The organism is Pseudomonas syringae KCTC 12500, from assembly GCF_000507185.2.
Classification (GTDB): Bacteria; Pseudomonadota; Gammaproteobacteria; order Pseudomonadales; family Pseudomonadaceae; genus Aquipseudomonas; species Aquipseudomonas syringae.
In genome coordinates this window covers 5,485,809-5,502,059 of record NZ_AYTM02000002.1, presented here as the reverse complement: position 1 = coordinate 5,502,059, position 16,251 = coordinate 5,485,809, and the positions used below count along the sequence as shown (strand labels likewise).

The 16,251-nt window shown below is 61.8% G+C and carries 1 protein-coding gene and 1 pseudogene; both read left to right on the top strand.

The window, feature by feature from the left end:
• Positions 1–77: 77 nt before the first annotated feature.
• Positions 78–3,251, top strand: a pseudogene (locus V476_RS29505) (non-ribosomal peptide synthetase); the annotation flags it as partial.
• Between the two features lie 48 nt (positions 3,252–3,299).
• Positions 3,300–16,247 (top strand): amino acid adenylation domain-containing protein, encoded by a 12,948-nt coding sequence (locus V476_RS24305; RefSeq protein ID WP_412779300.1) that lies wholly within the window; start codon positions 3,300–3,302, stop codon positions 16,245–16,247.
• The last annotated feature ends 4 nt before the right edge of the window (positions 16,248–16,251 follow it).

Below are 16,251 nucleotides of genomic sequence, written 5' to 3'. Positions count from 1 at the left end.
TCTCCACGCGTTCACTAACGTGCGCCACTGCCCTCGGTTGGAGACGCCCCACTGATCCGGAAAACAGGTGTTACGCAATGGATTCCTCGCCCGAAAAGCTATCCGCGCAAGCCTGCGCTTCTCACGAACTGGCTTCGGTTCAGCAAGGTATCTGGCTCGATCAGATCGCACACCCGGAATTGCCCTACTACAACATCGGCATGTCCCTGGATATCTGTGGCGAGATCAACATCCCGCTGTTCGAGAAGGCCATCCAAATGGTCGTCGACAGCCATGACGCCCTGCGTCTGAGCTTCAGTCACGCCGACGGTTTCGGCCGTCAGCAGGTGCTGCCAGAAGTCAGGTTCACACTTGAGGTGGTGGACTTTTCCGAGGCGGATGACGATGCCGGTCTGGCAATGGACTACCTGCGCAAATCCTTTCAGCAGCCCTTTGAATCACTGAACGGACAGCTCTGGGAGTCGCGTCTGGTGCGCTGCGGACCGCACCATTACTACTGGTTCAACCGCTTCCATCACCTGGTGGTCGACGGTATCGGTGCGGTGCTGGTCGGGCATGCCGTGGATAATGCTTACAACGGCTTGCTGGTGGGCAATGATGACGTTCCCGAGGGGCCTTCCTACCTGTCGTTCCTCGAAGAAGACAGAGCTTATCTGCAATCGGGTCGCTACGACCGCGACCGCCTGTTTTGGGAGCAAACCTACGCACAACTCCCGCCGTCACTGCTGCAACGCCGAGCCGACTTCAAGGCTGGCCTTGCCAACGTGCTGGCTCCCAGTACCCAGGTTCAGGCCATGTTGCCCCGGGCCCTCTACAGTGCCCTCACGAAGTTTGCCAGCGAACGCAGTCTGTCCATGGCGCATTTATTGGTCAGCGTGATCGGTACCTACTTCTGCCGCACCGTGGGGGTCGATGAAATCGTCGTTGGCATGCCGGTACACAACCGCACCACTGCACGACAGAAGATCACGGTCGGCATGTTCTCCTCGGTCAGCCCGATTCGCCTGGCGTTCGATCCCCAAGGCTCGCTGGTGGATCTGATGAATACCGTCGGGACACAACTGCGCAAGACCTACCGCCACCAGCGTTTCCCCATCGCTGAACTCAACCGCAGCCTGCATCTGGCACACGCCGGGCGACGCCAGTTGTTTGATGTTTCGCTGTCGTTCGAAAGCTTCGACGGCGACGCAACATACGGACAAAGTACCCCGGCACGCGTGCTCATGCTGGACAACGGCTACGAGCAGACGCCCATGGCGATCTTCGTGCGTGACTACCATCCAGCCGAAGACGTACACCTGGATTTCAACTTCAACACCGCCTATTTCACCTTTGAAGAAGTCCAGCGCATACAAGAGCGCATTTTCGCGATGCTCGAAGCGGTACTGGAGCACCACGAGACGCCCTTGGCACACTTCCCGCTCATCGGCGAGGACGAGCACCAGCACCTGCTGACGTTCAACGACACGGCTCATGCCTACCCCCGTGACGTGCTGATCCATCAACTGATCGAACAACAGGCCGCCCAGCGCCCGAATGCGTGCGCCGTGAGCAGCGACAGCGGACCGCTGCTCACTTACGCCGAACTCAACCAGCAGGCCAACCAGCTCGCTCATCGCCTGATCGAACTGGGTGTGGAACCGGACTCGCGGGTTGCGGTAAGCCTGCGTCGCGGCCCGGAAATGGTCGTGGCGCTGTTGGGTATTCTCAAGGCCGGTTGCGCCTATGTGCCGATTGATCCTGACCTGCCCAGCGCACGTCAGGCCTATATGCTCAGCGACAGCGCCCCGCGTGCCGTGCTGACCCGCCATGACCTGCTGGACGACCTGTCGGCGCTGAATAGTACCGTGCCAGTGCTGGTCCTCGATGACCACAATGACAGTGCGCAACTCGCCGCGCAGCCAACCGGTAACCCGGATGCCAAAGTCCTGGGGCTGCAGCCCAATCATCTGGCCTACGTGCTATACACCTCGGGCTCTACCGGTACGCCTAAAGGCGTGATGAACGAACACCTGGGCGTGGTCAACCGCCTGCTCTGGGCCCGCGACGCCTATCAAGTGGACAGCAGTGATCGCGTGCTGCAAAAGACTCCGTTCGGTTTCGACGTCTCTGTCTGGGAGTTTTTCCTGCCGCTGCTTGCCGGTGCCGAACTGGTCATGGCGCGCCCCGGTGGCCATCAGGAGCCGGACTACCTGGCTCAGGTCATGAGTGATGCAGGTATCACCCTGCTGCACTTCGTACCGTCGATGCTCGACCTGTTTCTGGAACACCGCTCTTCCTGTGACTTTCCGCAGCTGCGTCGCGTACTGTGCAGCGGCGAGGCTTTGCCACGCAGCCTGCAACGACGCTTCGAGCAACAATTGCGGGGTGTCGAGCTGCATAACCTGTATGGCCCGACCGAAGCGGCCATCGACGTTACAGCCTGGGAGTGCCGCCCGACAGACCCCGGCGAAAGCGTGCCTATCGGTCGCCCGATTGCCAACATTCAGATGCACGTGCTGGACGCCTTGGGTCAGGTCCAACCTCTGGGCGTTGCCGGCGAGCTGCACATCGGCGGTATCGGCGTGGCGCGGGGTTACCTGAACCAGCCAGAGCTGAGCGCCGAGCGTTTTATCGCCGATCCGTTTTCCAGCAACCCGCAGGCACGCCTGTACAAAACCGGCGATGTCGGTCGCTGGCTGGCCAATGGCGCATTGGAATACCTGGGCCGCAATGACTTTCAGGTGAAGATTCGCGGCTTGCGTATCGAGATTGGCGAAATCGAGGCCGCCCTGGCCTTGTGCGCCGGTGTGCGCGAAGTGGTAGTGGTTGCCCGCGCCGATGATCCAGCGCAACCGGACAGCAAGCGCCTGGTCGCCTACCTGTGTGGCGAACCGGCCCCTGCCGAACAACTGCGTAAAGAGTTACTCAAACACCTGCCTGAATACATGGTTCCCAGTGCCTTTGTACACCTGGACAGCCTGCCGCTGACGCCAAACGGCAAGCTCGATCGCAAGGCGCTGCCTGCACCGGATCTTGATTCGGTGATCAGCCATGGCTACGAGGCGCCGGTGGGCGATATCGAGGTCGCTCTGGTCAATCTCTGGCAAGACTTGCTTGACCTGACCGGGGTCGGACGCCGCGATGACTTCTTTGAATTGGGCGGTCACTCGTTGCTGGCCGTGCGCTTGATTTCGCAGATTCGCCAGCAACTGGGCGTCGAACTGCGTCTGGCGACGTTGTTTGCCCACCACGAACTGACCGACCTGGCTCAGGTCATCGCCCAAGCCGGGCGCAGCACCTTGCCGGACATCCTGCCGGTGGCGCGCGATCAGGACTGGCCGTTGTCATTCGGCCAGCAGCGCCTGTGGTTTCTGGCCCGGATGGAAGGCGCCAGCGCTGCCTATCATATGCCCGCCAGCCTCAGCCTGCGCGGAGCGCTGGATAGCGTGGCCCTGCAACGGGCACTGCAGCAGTTGGTTGCGCGCCACGAAGGCTTGCGCACCACGTTCATCCAGGGCGCTGACCAACAGCCGCTGCAACGTATCAGCCCTGTGGACAACGGTTTCAACCTGCAACTGCACGATTTGCAGGGCGTGCCGGATGCCGAGCACACGCTTCAGGCGCTGGCTGACGAAGAGTCCTTGCAACCCTTCGATCTGGAACAGGGTCCATTGATTCGCGGCCGCCTGATCCGCATGGCTGCCGACCATCACGTGTTGTTACTGACCCTGCACCACATCGTCTCCGATGGCTGGTCGGTGGGCGTGCTGACCCGAGAAATGGCTGCGCTGTACGCAGCGTTTAGCCAGGGTCAGGAAAGTCCGCTGGCACCAATGCCGCTGCAATACCTGGATTACGCCGTGTGGCAGCGCCGCTGGCTCAGCGGTGATCTGCTGCAAGAGCAAACCCGCTACTGGCAGCAAACCCTGGCAGATGCTCCGGCGCTGTTGATGTTGCCTACCGACCGGGTGCGTCCGGCGCAACAGGATTACGCGGGCGCCGCCTTGCCCATCGCCTTCGATGAACAGTTGACCCTTGGCCTCAAGGCTCTGAGCAAACGTCACGGCACGACGCTCTATATGACTGTCATCAGCGCCTGGGCGGCACTGTTGGGCCGTCTTGCCGGGCAGGACGATGTGGTTATCGGCTCTCCGGTGGCCAATCGCACGCGCAGTGAAATCGAAGGTCTGGTCGGCCTGTTCGTCAATACCCTGGCTATCCGCGTTGACCTCAGTGACAAACCCACCGCAGAGACTCTGCTGGCGCAGGTCAAGCAGCAGACCCTTGAGGCGCAGGCGCACCAGGACCTGCCGTTCGAACAAGTCGTTGAAGTCGTCAAGCCGGTGCGCAGCCTGGCGCACAGCCCGGTGTTCCAGGCGATGTTGACCTGGCAAGACACCAACGACATGAACTTCGTGCTCGGTGATCTGCAACTGGAAAGCCTGAGCCCGAGCAACACGCTGGCCAAGTTTGATCTGTCGCTGGACATCGGCGAAGCGCAAGGCCGTCTGCTGGGCACACTGGAGTACGCCACGGCGCTGTTCGATGAAAGCACCATGGCCCGCTATCTGGGCTACTTCCAGCGTTTGCTGGAAGCCATGGTTGCCGATGACCAGCAAGTGCTGGAACAGGTGCCGTTGCTCGATGCGGTTGAACGTGAGCATCTGTTGCTGACACTCAACGCGACCGACGTGCCCTATCCGCAGGACAGCACAATTCATCAACTGTTCGAAGAAAAGGTTCAGGCGCAGCCCAACGCTATCGCCGTGGCTTTTCAAGCGCAGCGCTTGAGCTATGCCGAACTGAACCGCCAGGCCAACCGTCTGGCTCATCACCTGATCGGCCTGGGCATCGGTGCGGATGATCGTGTTGCCATCTGCGTTGAGCGTGGCGTGGAAATGATGGTCGGCCTGCTCGGCGTGCTCAAAGCCGGCGGTGCGTATGTGCCGCTGGATCCGGCTTATCCGGCGGAACGTCTGGCCTACATGATTCAGGACAGTACCCCGTCGGTAGTATTGACGCAGCGCGCATTGCAGGACCGTCTGCCCGCACTGGCGGTGCCGCTGGTGCTACTCGACGACGATCAGCGCGACACGTTCACCGAGCGCAATGACAACCCTGTGGTGGCAAACCTCGGCGTACGCAACCTGGCGTATGTGATTTACACCTCAGGCTCCACCGGTAATCCGAAAGGCGTGATGATCGAGCACCGCGGGCTGGTCAACTACAGCGTCGATGCAGCTCGCCTGTTCGGCCTGTCTCCGGCCGACACTGTGCTGCAGCAGAACACCCTGAACTTCGACCTGTCGGTGGAGGAGATCTTCCCCGCCCTGCTGGCCGGTGCCACGTTGGCGCCAAGCCGTGACATTTTCGGCAGCGAAGGCACTGAAGATTACGGCATTCATCCGACTGTCCTGCACTTGACCGCGGCTCACTGGCACACACTGGCAGCCGAATGGCACAGCCAGCCAAACGTCGCCGCACAACGCTTGCAGCACGTTCGGTTGATCAACGTGACCGGCGACGCGCTGTCCGCACAAAAGCTCAAGCTGTGGGATCAAGTGCGCCCGGCGCACACGTTGCTGATCAATACCTACGGTCCGACCGAGGCAACGGTGTCTTGCACCGCCGCTTATGTCAGTCACGATGCGGTAGCGGGCAGCGAAGGCAGCGGCAACGCAACCATCGGTAAACCGATGGCCAACACCCGCATCTACCTGCTTGATGCCCACCAGCAACCGGTACCGCATGGCGTGGCCGGTGAGATTTTCATCGGTGGCGACGGTGTGGCACGCGGCTACCTCAACCTTGATGAGGTCAATGCCGAACGCTTCCTGGCTGATCCGTTCAGCAACAGCGCGGATGCGCGAATGTACAAAACTGGCGATCTGGCGCGCTACATGGCCGATGGCCGGATCGAGTACCTGGGCCGTAACGACTTCCAGGTCAAGGTGCGCGGTTTCCGTATCGAACTGGGTGAAATCGAAGCCCGTCTCGCCAACTGCGCCGGGGTCAAGGAAGCCGTGGTCATCGCGCGCGAAGATCGCCCTGGCGACAAGCGCCTGGTGGCCTATGTCGTCGCCAAGCCACAGGCGACCCTGGATGCCGCCGGCCTGCGTGCCGAACTGGCGCCGCAACTGGCCGAATACATGCTGCCAGGCGCGTTCGTGATCCTTGACGCCTTGCCGCTGACACCCAACCGCAAGCTCGACCGCAAGGCCTTGCCGATGCCTGCGGATGACGCTTACGCCAGCCGTACCTACGAAGCGCCGTTGGGCGAGATCGAGCAGATTGTTGCGGGTGTCTGGCGAGACTTGCTGGGCATCGAGCAGGTCAGCCGCCATGACCGTTTCTTCGAACTGGGTGGTCACTCGTTGCTGGCCGTCAGTCTGATCGACCGCCTGCGCAAGCAAGGCTTGAACCTTAGCGTAAGCACCGTGTTCACCGCGCCCAGCGTGCGCGAAATGGCCCACGCCATCAGCCAGAACACGCAAACCCTGTTCCACGCACCAGCCAACCGCATCCCGGCCGGCTGCACGCAGCTGACCCCGGACATGTTGCCGCTGGTTGAGTTGAGCGCCGCGCAGATCGACCTGATCGCCGCCGCCGTTCCTAGTGGCGCGGCCAACATCCAAGACATTTACCCGCTGGCACCGCTGCAACAGGGCATCCTCTTCCACTACTTGCTGGACCATGAAGGTGATGCGTACCTGGTGCGCTCGATGATCGAGTTCGACAGCCGTGTGCGCCTTGATGCCTTTCTTGAAGGGCTACAAACGGTCATTGACCGCCACGATATCATGCGCACATCGGTGCATTGGATCGGCCAGCCGCAAGCGGTGCAGGTGGTTCATCGCCAGACGCAATTACCGGTGCATGTCCTTACCCTGACGCCGGATGAAGACGCGCTCAGCCAGGTGGATCGCCTCAGTGATCCACGGCACTTGCGCCTGGACCTGCAACAGGCGCCACTGATGGGTGCCTACATCGCCCGCGACCCGCACTCCGAGTGCTGGCTGCTGGCGCTGATCGATCACCACATGATCAGTGACCACGTTACCCAAGAGATCGTGCTCGAAGAAATTCGTTTGCTGATGCAAGGCCAGGGTGCCGACCTGCTGCCCGCGCAGCCTTATCGCGAGTTTGTCGCACAGACACTCGCTACCCCGTCCGCGGTCCACGAAGCCTACTTCACGCAGCGCCTGGCCGACGTCGAGTCACCCACTGCGCCGTTCGACCTGCTGGAAGTTCAGGGCGATGGCAATGACATCGAAGAAGCCGAACTGCCACTGCACGGCAACCTCACCGCGCTTATCCGGGCTCAGGCTCGGGAACGCGGGATAGCCCCGGCGGTGCTGTTCCATGTCGCCTGGGCTCAGGTACTGGCGCGGTGCACCGCCAGCGATGATGTGGTGTTCGGCACCGTGGTCACTGGTCGTCTGCAAGGTACGGCAGGTGCCGAGCGGGCCATGGGCATGTTCATGAACACCCTGCCGGTGCGCGTGCAGTTTGCAGCGCAAGGCGCCCACGAACTGGTCATGGCCACCCACCGTGACCTCAGCGAGTTGCTGGCCCATGAACAGGCGCCATTGGCCCTGGCCCAGCGTTGCAGCGGCGTGGCCACTGCGGTGCCGCTGTTCACCAGCCTGCTCAATTACCGGCACCAGGGCCGCGACAGTCGTTTGCAGTGGGCGGGTCTGCGCCTGCTCGACAGCGCCGAGCGGACCAACTACCCGCTGGACTTGACCGTCAACGATTACGGCGATGAGTTCAGCCTGATGATGCACAGCGTGGCGCCGGTGGAGCCACAACGCATGTGCGCCATGATGCAGTGCGCGCTGGAGCAATTGACCGAGGCGCTGGCTCACACGCCGCACATCGTCCTTACGCAACTGGATGTGCTGCCCAATGCCGAGCGCACCCGGTTGCTGGAAACCTTCAACCAGACCACCCAGGACTACCCGACAGACCGGTGCATCCAGCACCTGTTCGAAGCGCAGGTGCGGGCGCAACCCGACGCCATCGCGGTGGCCTTCCAGACGCAGCGCTTGAGTTATGCCGCGCTGAACCGCCAGGCCAACCATCTGGCCCATCACCTGATCGGTTTGGGCATCGGTCCTGATGACCGGGTTGCTATCTGTGTCGAGCGTGGCGTGGAAATGATGATCGGCCTGCTCGGCGTGCTCAAGGCCGGTGCCGCGTATGTGCCGCTGGACCCGGCCTACCCTGCCGAACGTCTGGCTTACATGATCGACGACAGCCGGCCGTCGGCGTTGCTGACCCAAAGCGGGTTGGAGGAGTATTTGCCGACGCTGGCGATACCGCTGGTGCTGCTCGACGATGATCAACGCCAGACCTTGACCGAGCGTGATGACGACCCAGTGTTGGAAAACCTCGGCGCACGCAACCTCGCCTATGTGATCTACACCTCCGGTTCTACCGGTAATCCCAAAGGCGTGATGATCGAGCACCGCGGGCTGGTCAACTACGGCATCGATGCGGCGCAGTTGTTTGCTCTCTCCCCGGCAGACACGGTGCTGCAACAGAACACCCTGAATTTCGACCTGTCAGTGGAGGAAATCTTTCCGGCGCTGCTGGCCGGTGCCACCCTAGCGCCCAGCCGTGAAGTTTTCGGTAGCACAGGCACGGACGATCACGACATTCATCCGACCGTCTTGCACTTGACCGCCGCTCACTGGCACACGCTGGTTGCCGAATGGCACAAGCAACCGCAGATCGCTGCGCTACGCCTGAAACAGGTGCGCCTTATCAACGTCACGGGCGATGCGCTGTCGGCACAAAAACTCAAACTCTGGGATGAATTACGCCCGGCGCACACCCTGCTGATCAACACCTACGGCCCGACCGAGGCCACGGTGTCCTGCACCGCTGCATATGTCAGCCACGACGCGCTGGCCGGTAGCGAAGAAAGCGGAAACGCGACTATTGGCAAGCCAATGGCCAACACGCGCATCTACCTGCTCGACGCTTATCAACGGCCGGTGCCCTATGGCGTGGCCGGTGAGATTTTCATCGGTGGCGACGGTGTGGCACGCGGTTACCTCAACCTTGACGAGGTCAATGCCGAGCGCTTCCTGACCGACCCGTTTAGCGACAAGCCGGATGCACGGATGTACAAAACCGGCGACCTGGCGCGCTACATGGCTGACGGTCGTATCGAATACCTTGGTCGTAATGACTTCCAGGTCAAGGTCCGCGGGTTCCGTATCGAACTGGGCGAGATCGAGTCGCGTCTTGGCAGTTGCACTGGGGTCAAGGAGGCGGTGGTCATCGCTCTGGAAGACCGTCCGGGCGAAAAACGCCTGGTGGCTTATGTGGTCGCCCAGCCCGAGACAACTCTTGATGTGACAGAGATGCGCGCCGAACTGGCACCGCAATTGGCTGAATACATGCTGCCGAGTGTCTTCGTAATCCTCGACGCACTGCCACTGACGCCGAACCGCAAGCTCGACCGCAAAGCGCTGCCAGCACCGGGCGCCGATGACTTTGCCCATCGCCACTACGAAGCGCCCAAAGGCGAGACCGAGACTCGGTTGGCGGCGATCTTGGCCGACCTGCTGGGCATGGAAAAAATCGGTCGTCACGACAACTTCTTCGAACTGGGCGGCCATTCGCTGCTGACCGTGCAACTGCAAGCCCGTCTGCACCAGGATATTGGCGTCGAGATCAACCTGCGCAAGCTGTTCGGCATGGGCTCTCTGCTGGCGTTGGCCGAGTGTGTGGAGCAAACCGCCCAGTCGCAGGTTCAGCCGATTGAAGTGGTCTCACGCGCCAAGGACTTGCCACTGTCCCTGGCCCAGCAACGGTTGTGGTTCCTCGATCAACTGGACCACGCTGCCAGCGTCGCTTACCACATGCCAGCGGCCCTGCACCTGCGCGGTACACTCGACCGCCCTGCGCTGCAACGTGCGCTGGACCGCATCGTCGCCCGTCACGAAAGCCTGCGTACGACCTTCAAACAGCAGGACGAAAAAATCAGCCAGCGCTTTGCTCCTGCAAACATCGGCTTTGCCCTGGCCGAGCACGACCTGCGCAACCTCGCCGGTGATGCACAGCAGGAAATGACCCGGCAACTGAACGAGGCTGAAGTCCATGCAGCGTTCGATCTGAGCCAGGGCCCGCTGATTCGCGGACGCCTGCTACAACTGGCCGAGGACGAACATATCCTGCTGGTGACCCAGCATCACATCGTCTCCGATGGCTGGTCTGTGGCGATCTTGATTGACGAGCTCAACCGTCTCTACAGCGCGTTCAGCCAGGGCCTCGACGACCCTTTGCTGCCGCTGGCCTTGCAATACGCCGACTATGCCGTCTGGCAGCAACAGCACCTGCAAGGCGAACGCCTGCAGCAACAGACCCGGTTCTGGAGCGAACACCTCAGCGGCGCACCGGCGCTGCTGGAGCTGCCCACAGACCATCCACGCCCGCAGGTGCAAAGCTATAAGGGCGCGACCCTGCCACTGGAACTGCCGGCGCAGCTCAGTCACCGCTTGCGGCAGTTCAGCCTGCAACAGAACGTGACCCCGTTCATGACCCTGCTCGCGGCCTGGTCGATCCTGCTCTCACGCCTGAGCAACCAGCCGCAGGTGGTGATCGGGACGCCGGTGGCCAACCGCACGCGCCAGGAGACCGAAGCCCTGATCGGCTTCTTCGTCAACACCTTGGCCCTGCACGTCGACGTCAAGGCGCACAGCCGTGTGGATCAGTTGCTGGCGCAGGTCAAGGCCATCACCCTCGACGCCTACAGCCATCAGGATCTGCCTTTCGAACAAGTGGTTGAAGCCCTGCAACCGCAGCGCAGCCTTGCTCACAGCCCTTTGTTCCAGGCCATGTTGGTACTGGGCAATACCCCACGGGATCAAGCCCTGACCCTGCCAGGTCTGGAATTGACTGCGCTGCCCGATGCCACCGCCACCACACAGTTCGACCTGACCTTGTCGCTCAATGACGACGGCGAAAGCATTCACGGTCGTTTTGAATACGCCACCGACCTGTTCGACCCCAGCACCATCACGCGCTGGAGTCGCCACTTGTTGCAATTGCTCGACGCCCTGCTGAGTGACGTCACTCAACCACTGGCGAGCCTGCCGTTGCTCGATGCCGAGCAGCGCCGGCAACTGCTGGTGACGTTCAATCCACCCGCCCTGACCCTGGACGAGCACCTGCAACGTCTGCCGCAGCGTGCCTTCGAAGCACAGGCAGCGCTGACGCCGGATGCCGTGGCGCTGGTCTGCGCAGGGCATACCCTCAGTTACGCCGCTCTGAACGCCGAGGCCAACCGCATCGCCCACCGTTTGATTGCGTTGGGTGTACGCCCCGACGACACCGTTGGTCTCTGCGCCCTTCGCAGTCCGCAAATGGTGATCGGGCTGCTGGGGATCCTCAAAGCTGGCGCCGCCTATGTGCCGCTGGACCCTCAATACCCGGCGCAGCGCCTGACACACATGCTGACCGACAGCGCGCCAAAGGTACTGGTTATCCAGCAAGGGCTTGACACGCTGCCACTGCCGGAGGGCCTGGCCACGCTGGAGCTGGGCTGTCCGTCGCTGCAGCACGTCGCCGATCACAACCCGCAGGTCGCAGAGTTGAACTTTGGTCACCTGGCCTATGTGATCTACACCTCAGGCTCCACCGGGCTGCCTAAGGGAGTGATGGTCGAGCATCGGGGCCTGCGCAATCTGCTGGACTGGTACATCGACGACCTGGCGTTGAATGCCGAGGATGCGGTTTTGCTGGCTTCCTCCTACAACTTCGACCTGACCCAGAAGAACATCCTCGCACCGCTGATGGTCGGGGCTGCGCTGCACCTGGCCGAGGAGCCGTTCAACCCGGACGCCATCGTTGCGCAGATTGCCGCTGCCGGTATTACCCACCTCAATATGTCGCCCAGCGCTTTCCACGCGCTGGTAGACGCCGATACTGATAAATCCATGGCGTGCCTCAAGCGCGTGGTTCTGGGCGGCGAGCCGATTCAGATCAACATGTTGGAAAAGCTCGGCCTGCCGCGGCCAACCGTGATCAACAGCTACGGCCCGACCGAGTGCAGCGATGTGGTTGCCTGGCACGTGGCCGATTCTGACCTGGCGATCTACCACGACCGTTCGATGCCCATCGGAAAGCCGATCCGCAACATGCAGCTGCATGTACTGGACGATCACGGCCAGTTGTTGCCTGTGGGCGTGCGCGGAGAGATTCATATCGGTGGCGTGGGCGTCGCCCGTGGCTACCTCAACCTGCCGCAACTGAGCGCCGAGCGTTTCGTTGCCAATCCGTTCGCAGACCACGCAGACGCCCGCTTGTACAAAACCGGCGACATCGGCCGCTGGCTCCCCGACGGCGCGCTGGAGTACCTGGGACGCAACGACGATCAGGTGAAAATCCGTGGGCTGCGCGTCGAACTGGGTGAAATCGAAGCCGTGCTCGGCAGCTTGCCGGGTGTTCGTGAAGCCGCGGTGATTGCCCGCGATCACCAGAGCGAACACGCCAACGACAAGCGTCTTGTGGCCTATCTGTGTGGTGAACCTGCCGCAGCGGAGCAACTGCGTGCCGAGCTGCTGAACCGTCTGCCCGAGCACATGGTGCCGAGTGCCTTCGTGGTGCTCGACGCCCTGCCCCTGACGCCCAACGGCAAACTCGACCGCCGCGCGTTGCCCGAACCGGGTCAGGACGCTTACGCGAGCCGTGCCTACGAGGCGCCTGAAGGGCCGGTTGAGCAGGTTATTGCACAGATCTGGGAGCAACTGCTGGGGGTTGAACGGGTCGGTCGTCACGACCGTTTCTTCGAACTCGGCGGCCACTCACTGCTCGCCGTCAGCCTGATCGACCGTCTGCGCAAGCATGGCCTGAGTGCCAGCGTGCGCGCGGTTTTCACGGCGCCCAGCGTGCGCGAAATGGCCCTGGCCATCAGCCAGGACAAACACGTCTTGTTCCAGGCACCGGCCAATCGCATCCCGGCTGACTGCACGCACCTGACCCCGGACATGCTGCCACTGGTGCAACTGAGCGCCGCCCAGCTTGAACGGATTGTTGCTGCGGTACCCGGCGGTGCCGCCAACATTCAGGATATCTACCCGTTGGCGCCGTTGCAGGAAGGCATCCTGTTCCATCACCTGCTCGGCCAGGAAGGCGATGCCTATCTGATGCGCTCGATGATCGAGTTCGATAACCGCCAGCATCTCGATACTTTTATAGCGGCGTTGCAGGTGGTGATTGAGCGCCATGACATCCACCGTACCGCCGTGCACTGGGAGGGTCTGCCCCAAGCCGTGCAAGTGGTGCAACGTCACGCGCACCTGCCGGTACACAGCATTACCCTCGACAGCGACAAGGACGCGCTGGAGCAGCTGTATGCGATGAGCGATCCGCAGCATCTGCGTCTGGACCTGAATAAGGCGCCGCTGATGCGCGCCTGCATTGCCCGTGATCCACACTCGGAACGTTGGCTGCTGGCCCTGCTCAACCACCATGTGGCCAGCGACCATGTCACCCTTGAAGTGGTCCTGGAAGAAATCAACGCGATTCTCCACGGCCAGGGCGACAGCCTCCCTGCACCACAGCCCTATCGAGAGTTCATCGCCCAGACCCAGGCCGTTCCGGCCGAAGTCCATGAGGCCTACTTCCGCCGCAGACTCGCCGATGTGGATGCGAGCACCGCGCCTTTTGACCTGATGGAAGTGCAAGGCGACGGCAATAACATTGAACAAGCCGAGGTGCTACTCAGCAGCAACCTGTCCCGACGCATCCGCGCTCAGGCGCGGGAGCGCGGGATGACCCCGGCGGTACTGTTCCATGTCGCCTGGGCACAGGTACTGGCCCGCTGCACTAGTCGTGATGACGTGGTGTTCGGCACCGTGGTGGCGGGTCGACTGCAAGGTTCGGCAGGTGCCGAACGGGCCATGGGCGTGTTTATCAACACCTTGCCGGTGCGCGTGCAACTGGCAGCCCAAGGCGCACATGAACTGCTACTCGCGGCCCACCGTGACCTCACCGAATTGCTCGACCACGAGCAGGCGTCTCTGGCCCTGGCCCAGCGTTGCAGCAGTGTGGACACGTCGGCACCGCTGTTCACCACCCTGCTCAACTACCGGCACCAGAGCGATGACAGTCAGTTGCAATGGCCGGGCATGCGCATGCTCGACAGCGAGGAGCGGACCAACTACCCGCTGTGCCTGTCGGTCAATGATTACGGTAATGACCTCGGTCTGTTGATACACAGCGTGGAGTCGGTGGACCCACATCGCCTGTGCGCCATGACGCAGTGCGCGCTTGAGCAACTCACCGAAGCGCTGGCGCACGCGCCGCATATTCCCCTCCCACAACTGGATGTATTGCCCGGCGCCGAGCGCACCCTGCTGGTGGAGACCTTCAACCAAAACCGCCATGACGGCCCGACGGACCTGTGCATTCAGCATCTGTTCGAAGCGCAGGTGCGCTCGCAACCCGACGCTATCGCACTGGTCGATGCGCAGTGCAGCCTCACCTATGCCGAACTCAACGCACGGGCTAACCGCATTGCACATCGCCTGATCGAAGCGGGCCTGCGTCCGGACGAACGCGTAGCGCTGCTGGTGGAACGCAGTCCGGAAATGATCGTAGGCATCCTCGCCATCCTGAAAGCAGGCGGGGCCTATGTGCCGCTTGACCCGAACTACCCACAGGACCGCCTGCAACACATGCTCGACGACAGCTCGCCACGGGTTCTGTTGAGCCAGGGCCGTCTGACCGAAGAACTACTGCCGGCGCTGTCGATCCCCAACCTGCGACTGGAGGACGCACCGGGCAACGACACCAACCCGCAGCTCACCGAGCTGACCTCACGGCACCTGTGTTACGTGATGTACACCTCCGGTTCTACCGGCAAACCGAAAGGCGTAATGGTTGAACACCGCTCTGTATGCAGCCAGATCGGTGCATTGCAGGAACGCTATGGCCTCAACCCGCAGGATCGTGTCCTGCAATTTGCCACCATGACCTTCGACATGTCGGTCGAAGAGATCTTCGGCGCCTTGCTGTCCGGTGCCGCCCTGGTATTGCGTAGCGATGCCTGGATCGCCGGCACTGCGGCCTTTGCCAGTTTGTGCGAGCAATACGCGATTACCGTCGCCAACCTGCCCACGGTCTTCTGGCAACAGATAAGCCGCGATGCCGATGTACCACTGCCAACCTGCCTGCGCCAATTCATGATTGGCGGCGAAGCGGTGGGCAAGCAGGCTGTCGCGCAGTGGTTCGAACGCGAAGGGCATCGTCCGGCGCTGTTCAACGCCTACGGTCCGACCGAAGCCACGGTCAATGCCTCGATTCGCCTGATGGAGCGCGACAACGAGGACTTCCGTTCAATCGGTATACCGGTGCGCAACACGCAACTGTATGTGCTGGATAGCGCAGGCCTTCCCGCGCCGCTGGGTGTGGCCGGGGAGCTGTATATCGGGGGGATCTGTGTTGCCCGTGGTTACCTCAACCGCGCTGAACTCAGTGCCGAGCGCTTTATCGCCGACCCGTTCACAAACGACCCGGCGGCCCGTCTGTACAAGACGGGTGACCTTGCTCGCTGGCGCGCAGACGGCACCCTCGAATACCTGGGGCGCAATGACGATCAGGTGAAGATACGGGGCTTCCGTGTCGAGTTGGGCGAAATCGAGGCGGTGCTGGGTGCCTGTGCCGGTGTTAGCGAAGCTGTGGTGGTTGCACGTGAAAGTACGCCTGGCCAGTCCGACAGCAAGCGTTTGATCGCCTACCTGTGCGGCGACCCTGTACCCGTCGAGCAACTGCGTGCCGCACTGATGGAGGCGCTTCCCGATTACATGGTGCCCAGTGCCTATGTGCATCTGCAGGCCATGCCTTTGACACCCAACGGCAAGCTGGACCGTCTTTCGCTGCCAGCCCCGGGCCAGGACGCGTTTGCCAGCCGCGCCTACGAGGCACCGCAAGGCGAAATCGAACAGACCATCGCGGATGTCTGGCAAGAGCTGCTGGGGATCGAGCAAGTGGGCCGTCACGACAATTTCTTCGAACTCGGTGGGCATTCGCTGCTGGCAGTGCAAGTCATTCTGCGGGCGCGCGAAACCTTTGGCGTCGAAGTCCCCCTGCGGGGGCTGTTCGAACATCCCTCACTGCTGGCCCTGGCCGATCTGATCACCACTCTGCAACTGGCGCAGTACGGTTCGGACGACCTGATGGACCTGGAACACGAAATGGCTTCGCTTTCCGAAAGCGAACTGCTCTCTATCCTTTCCAAGGATGCTTGATAAA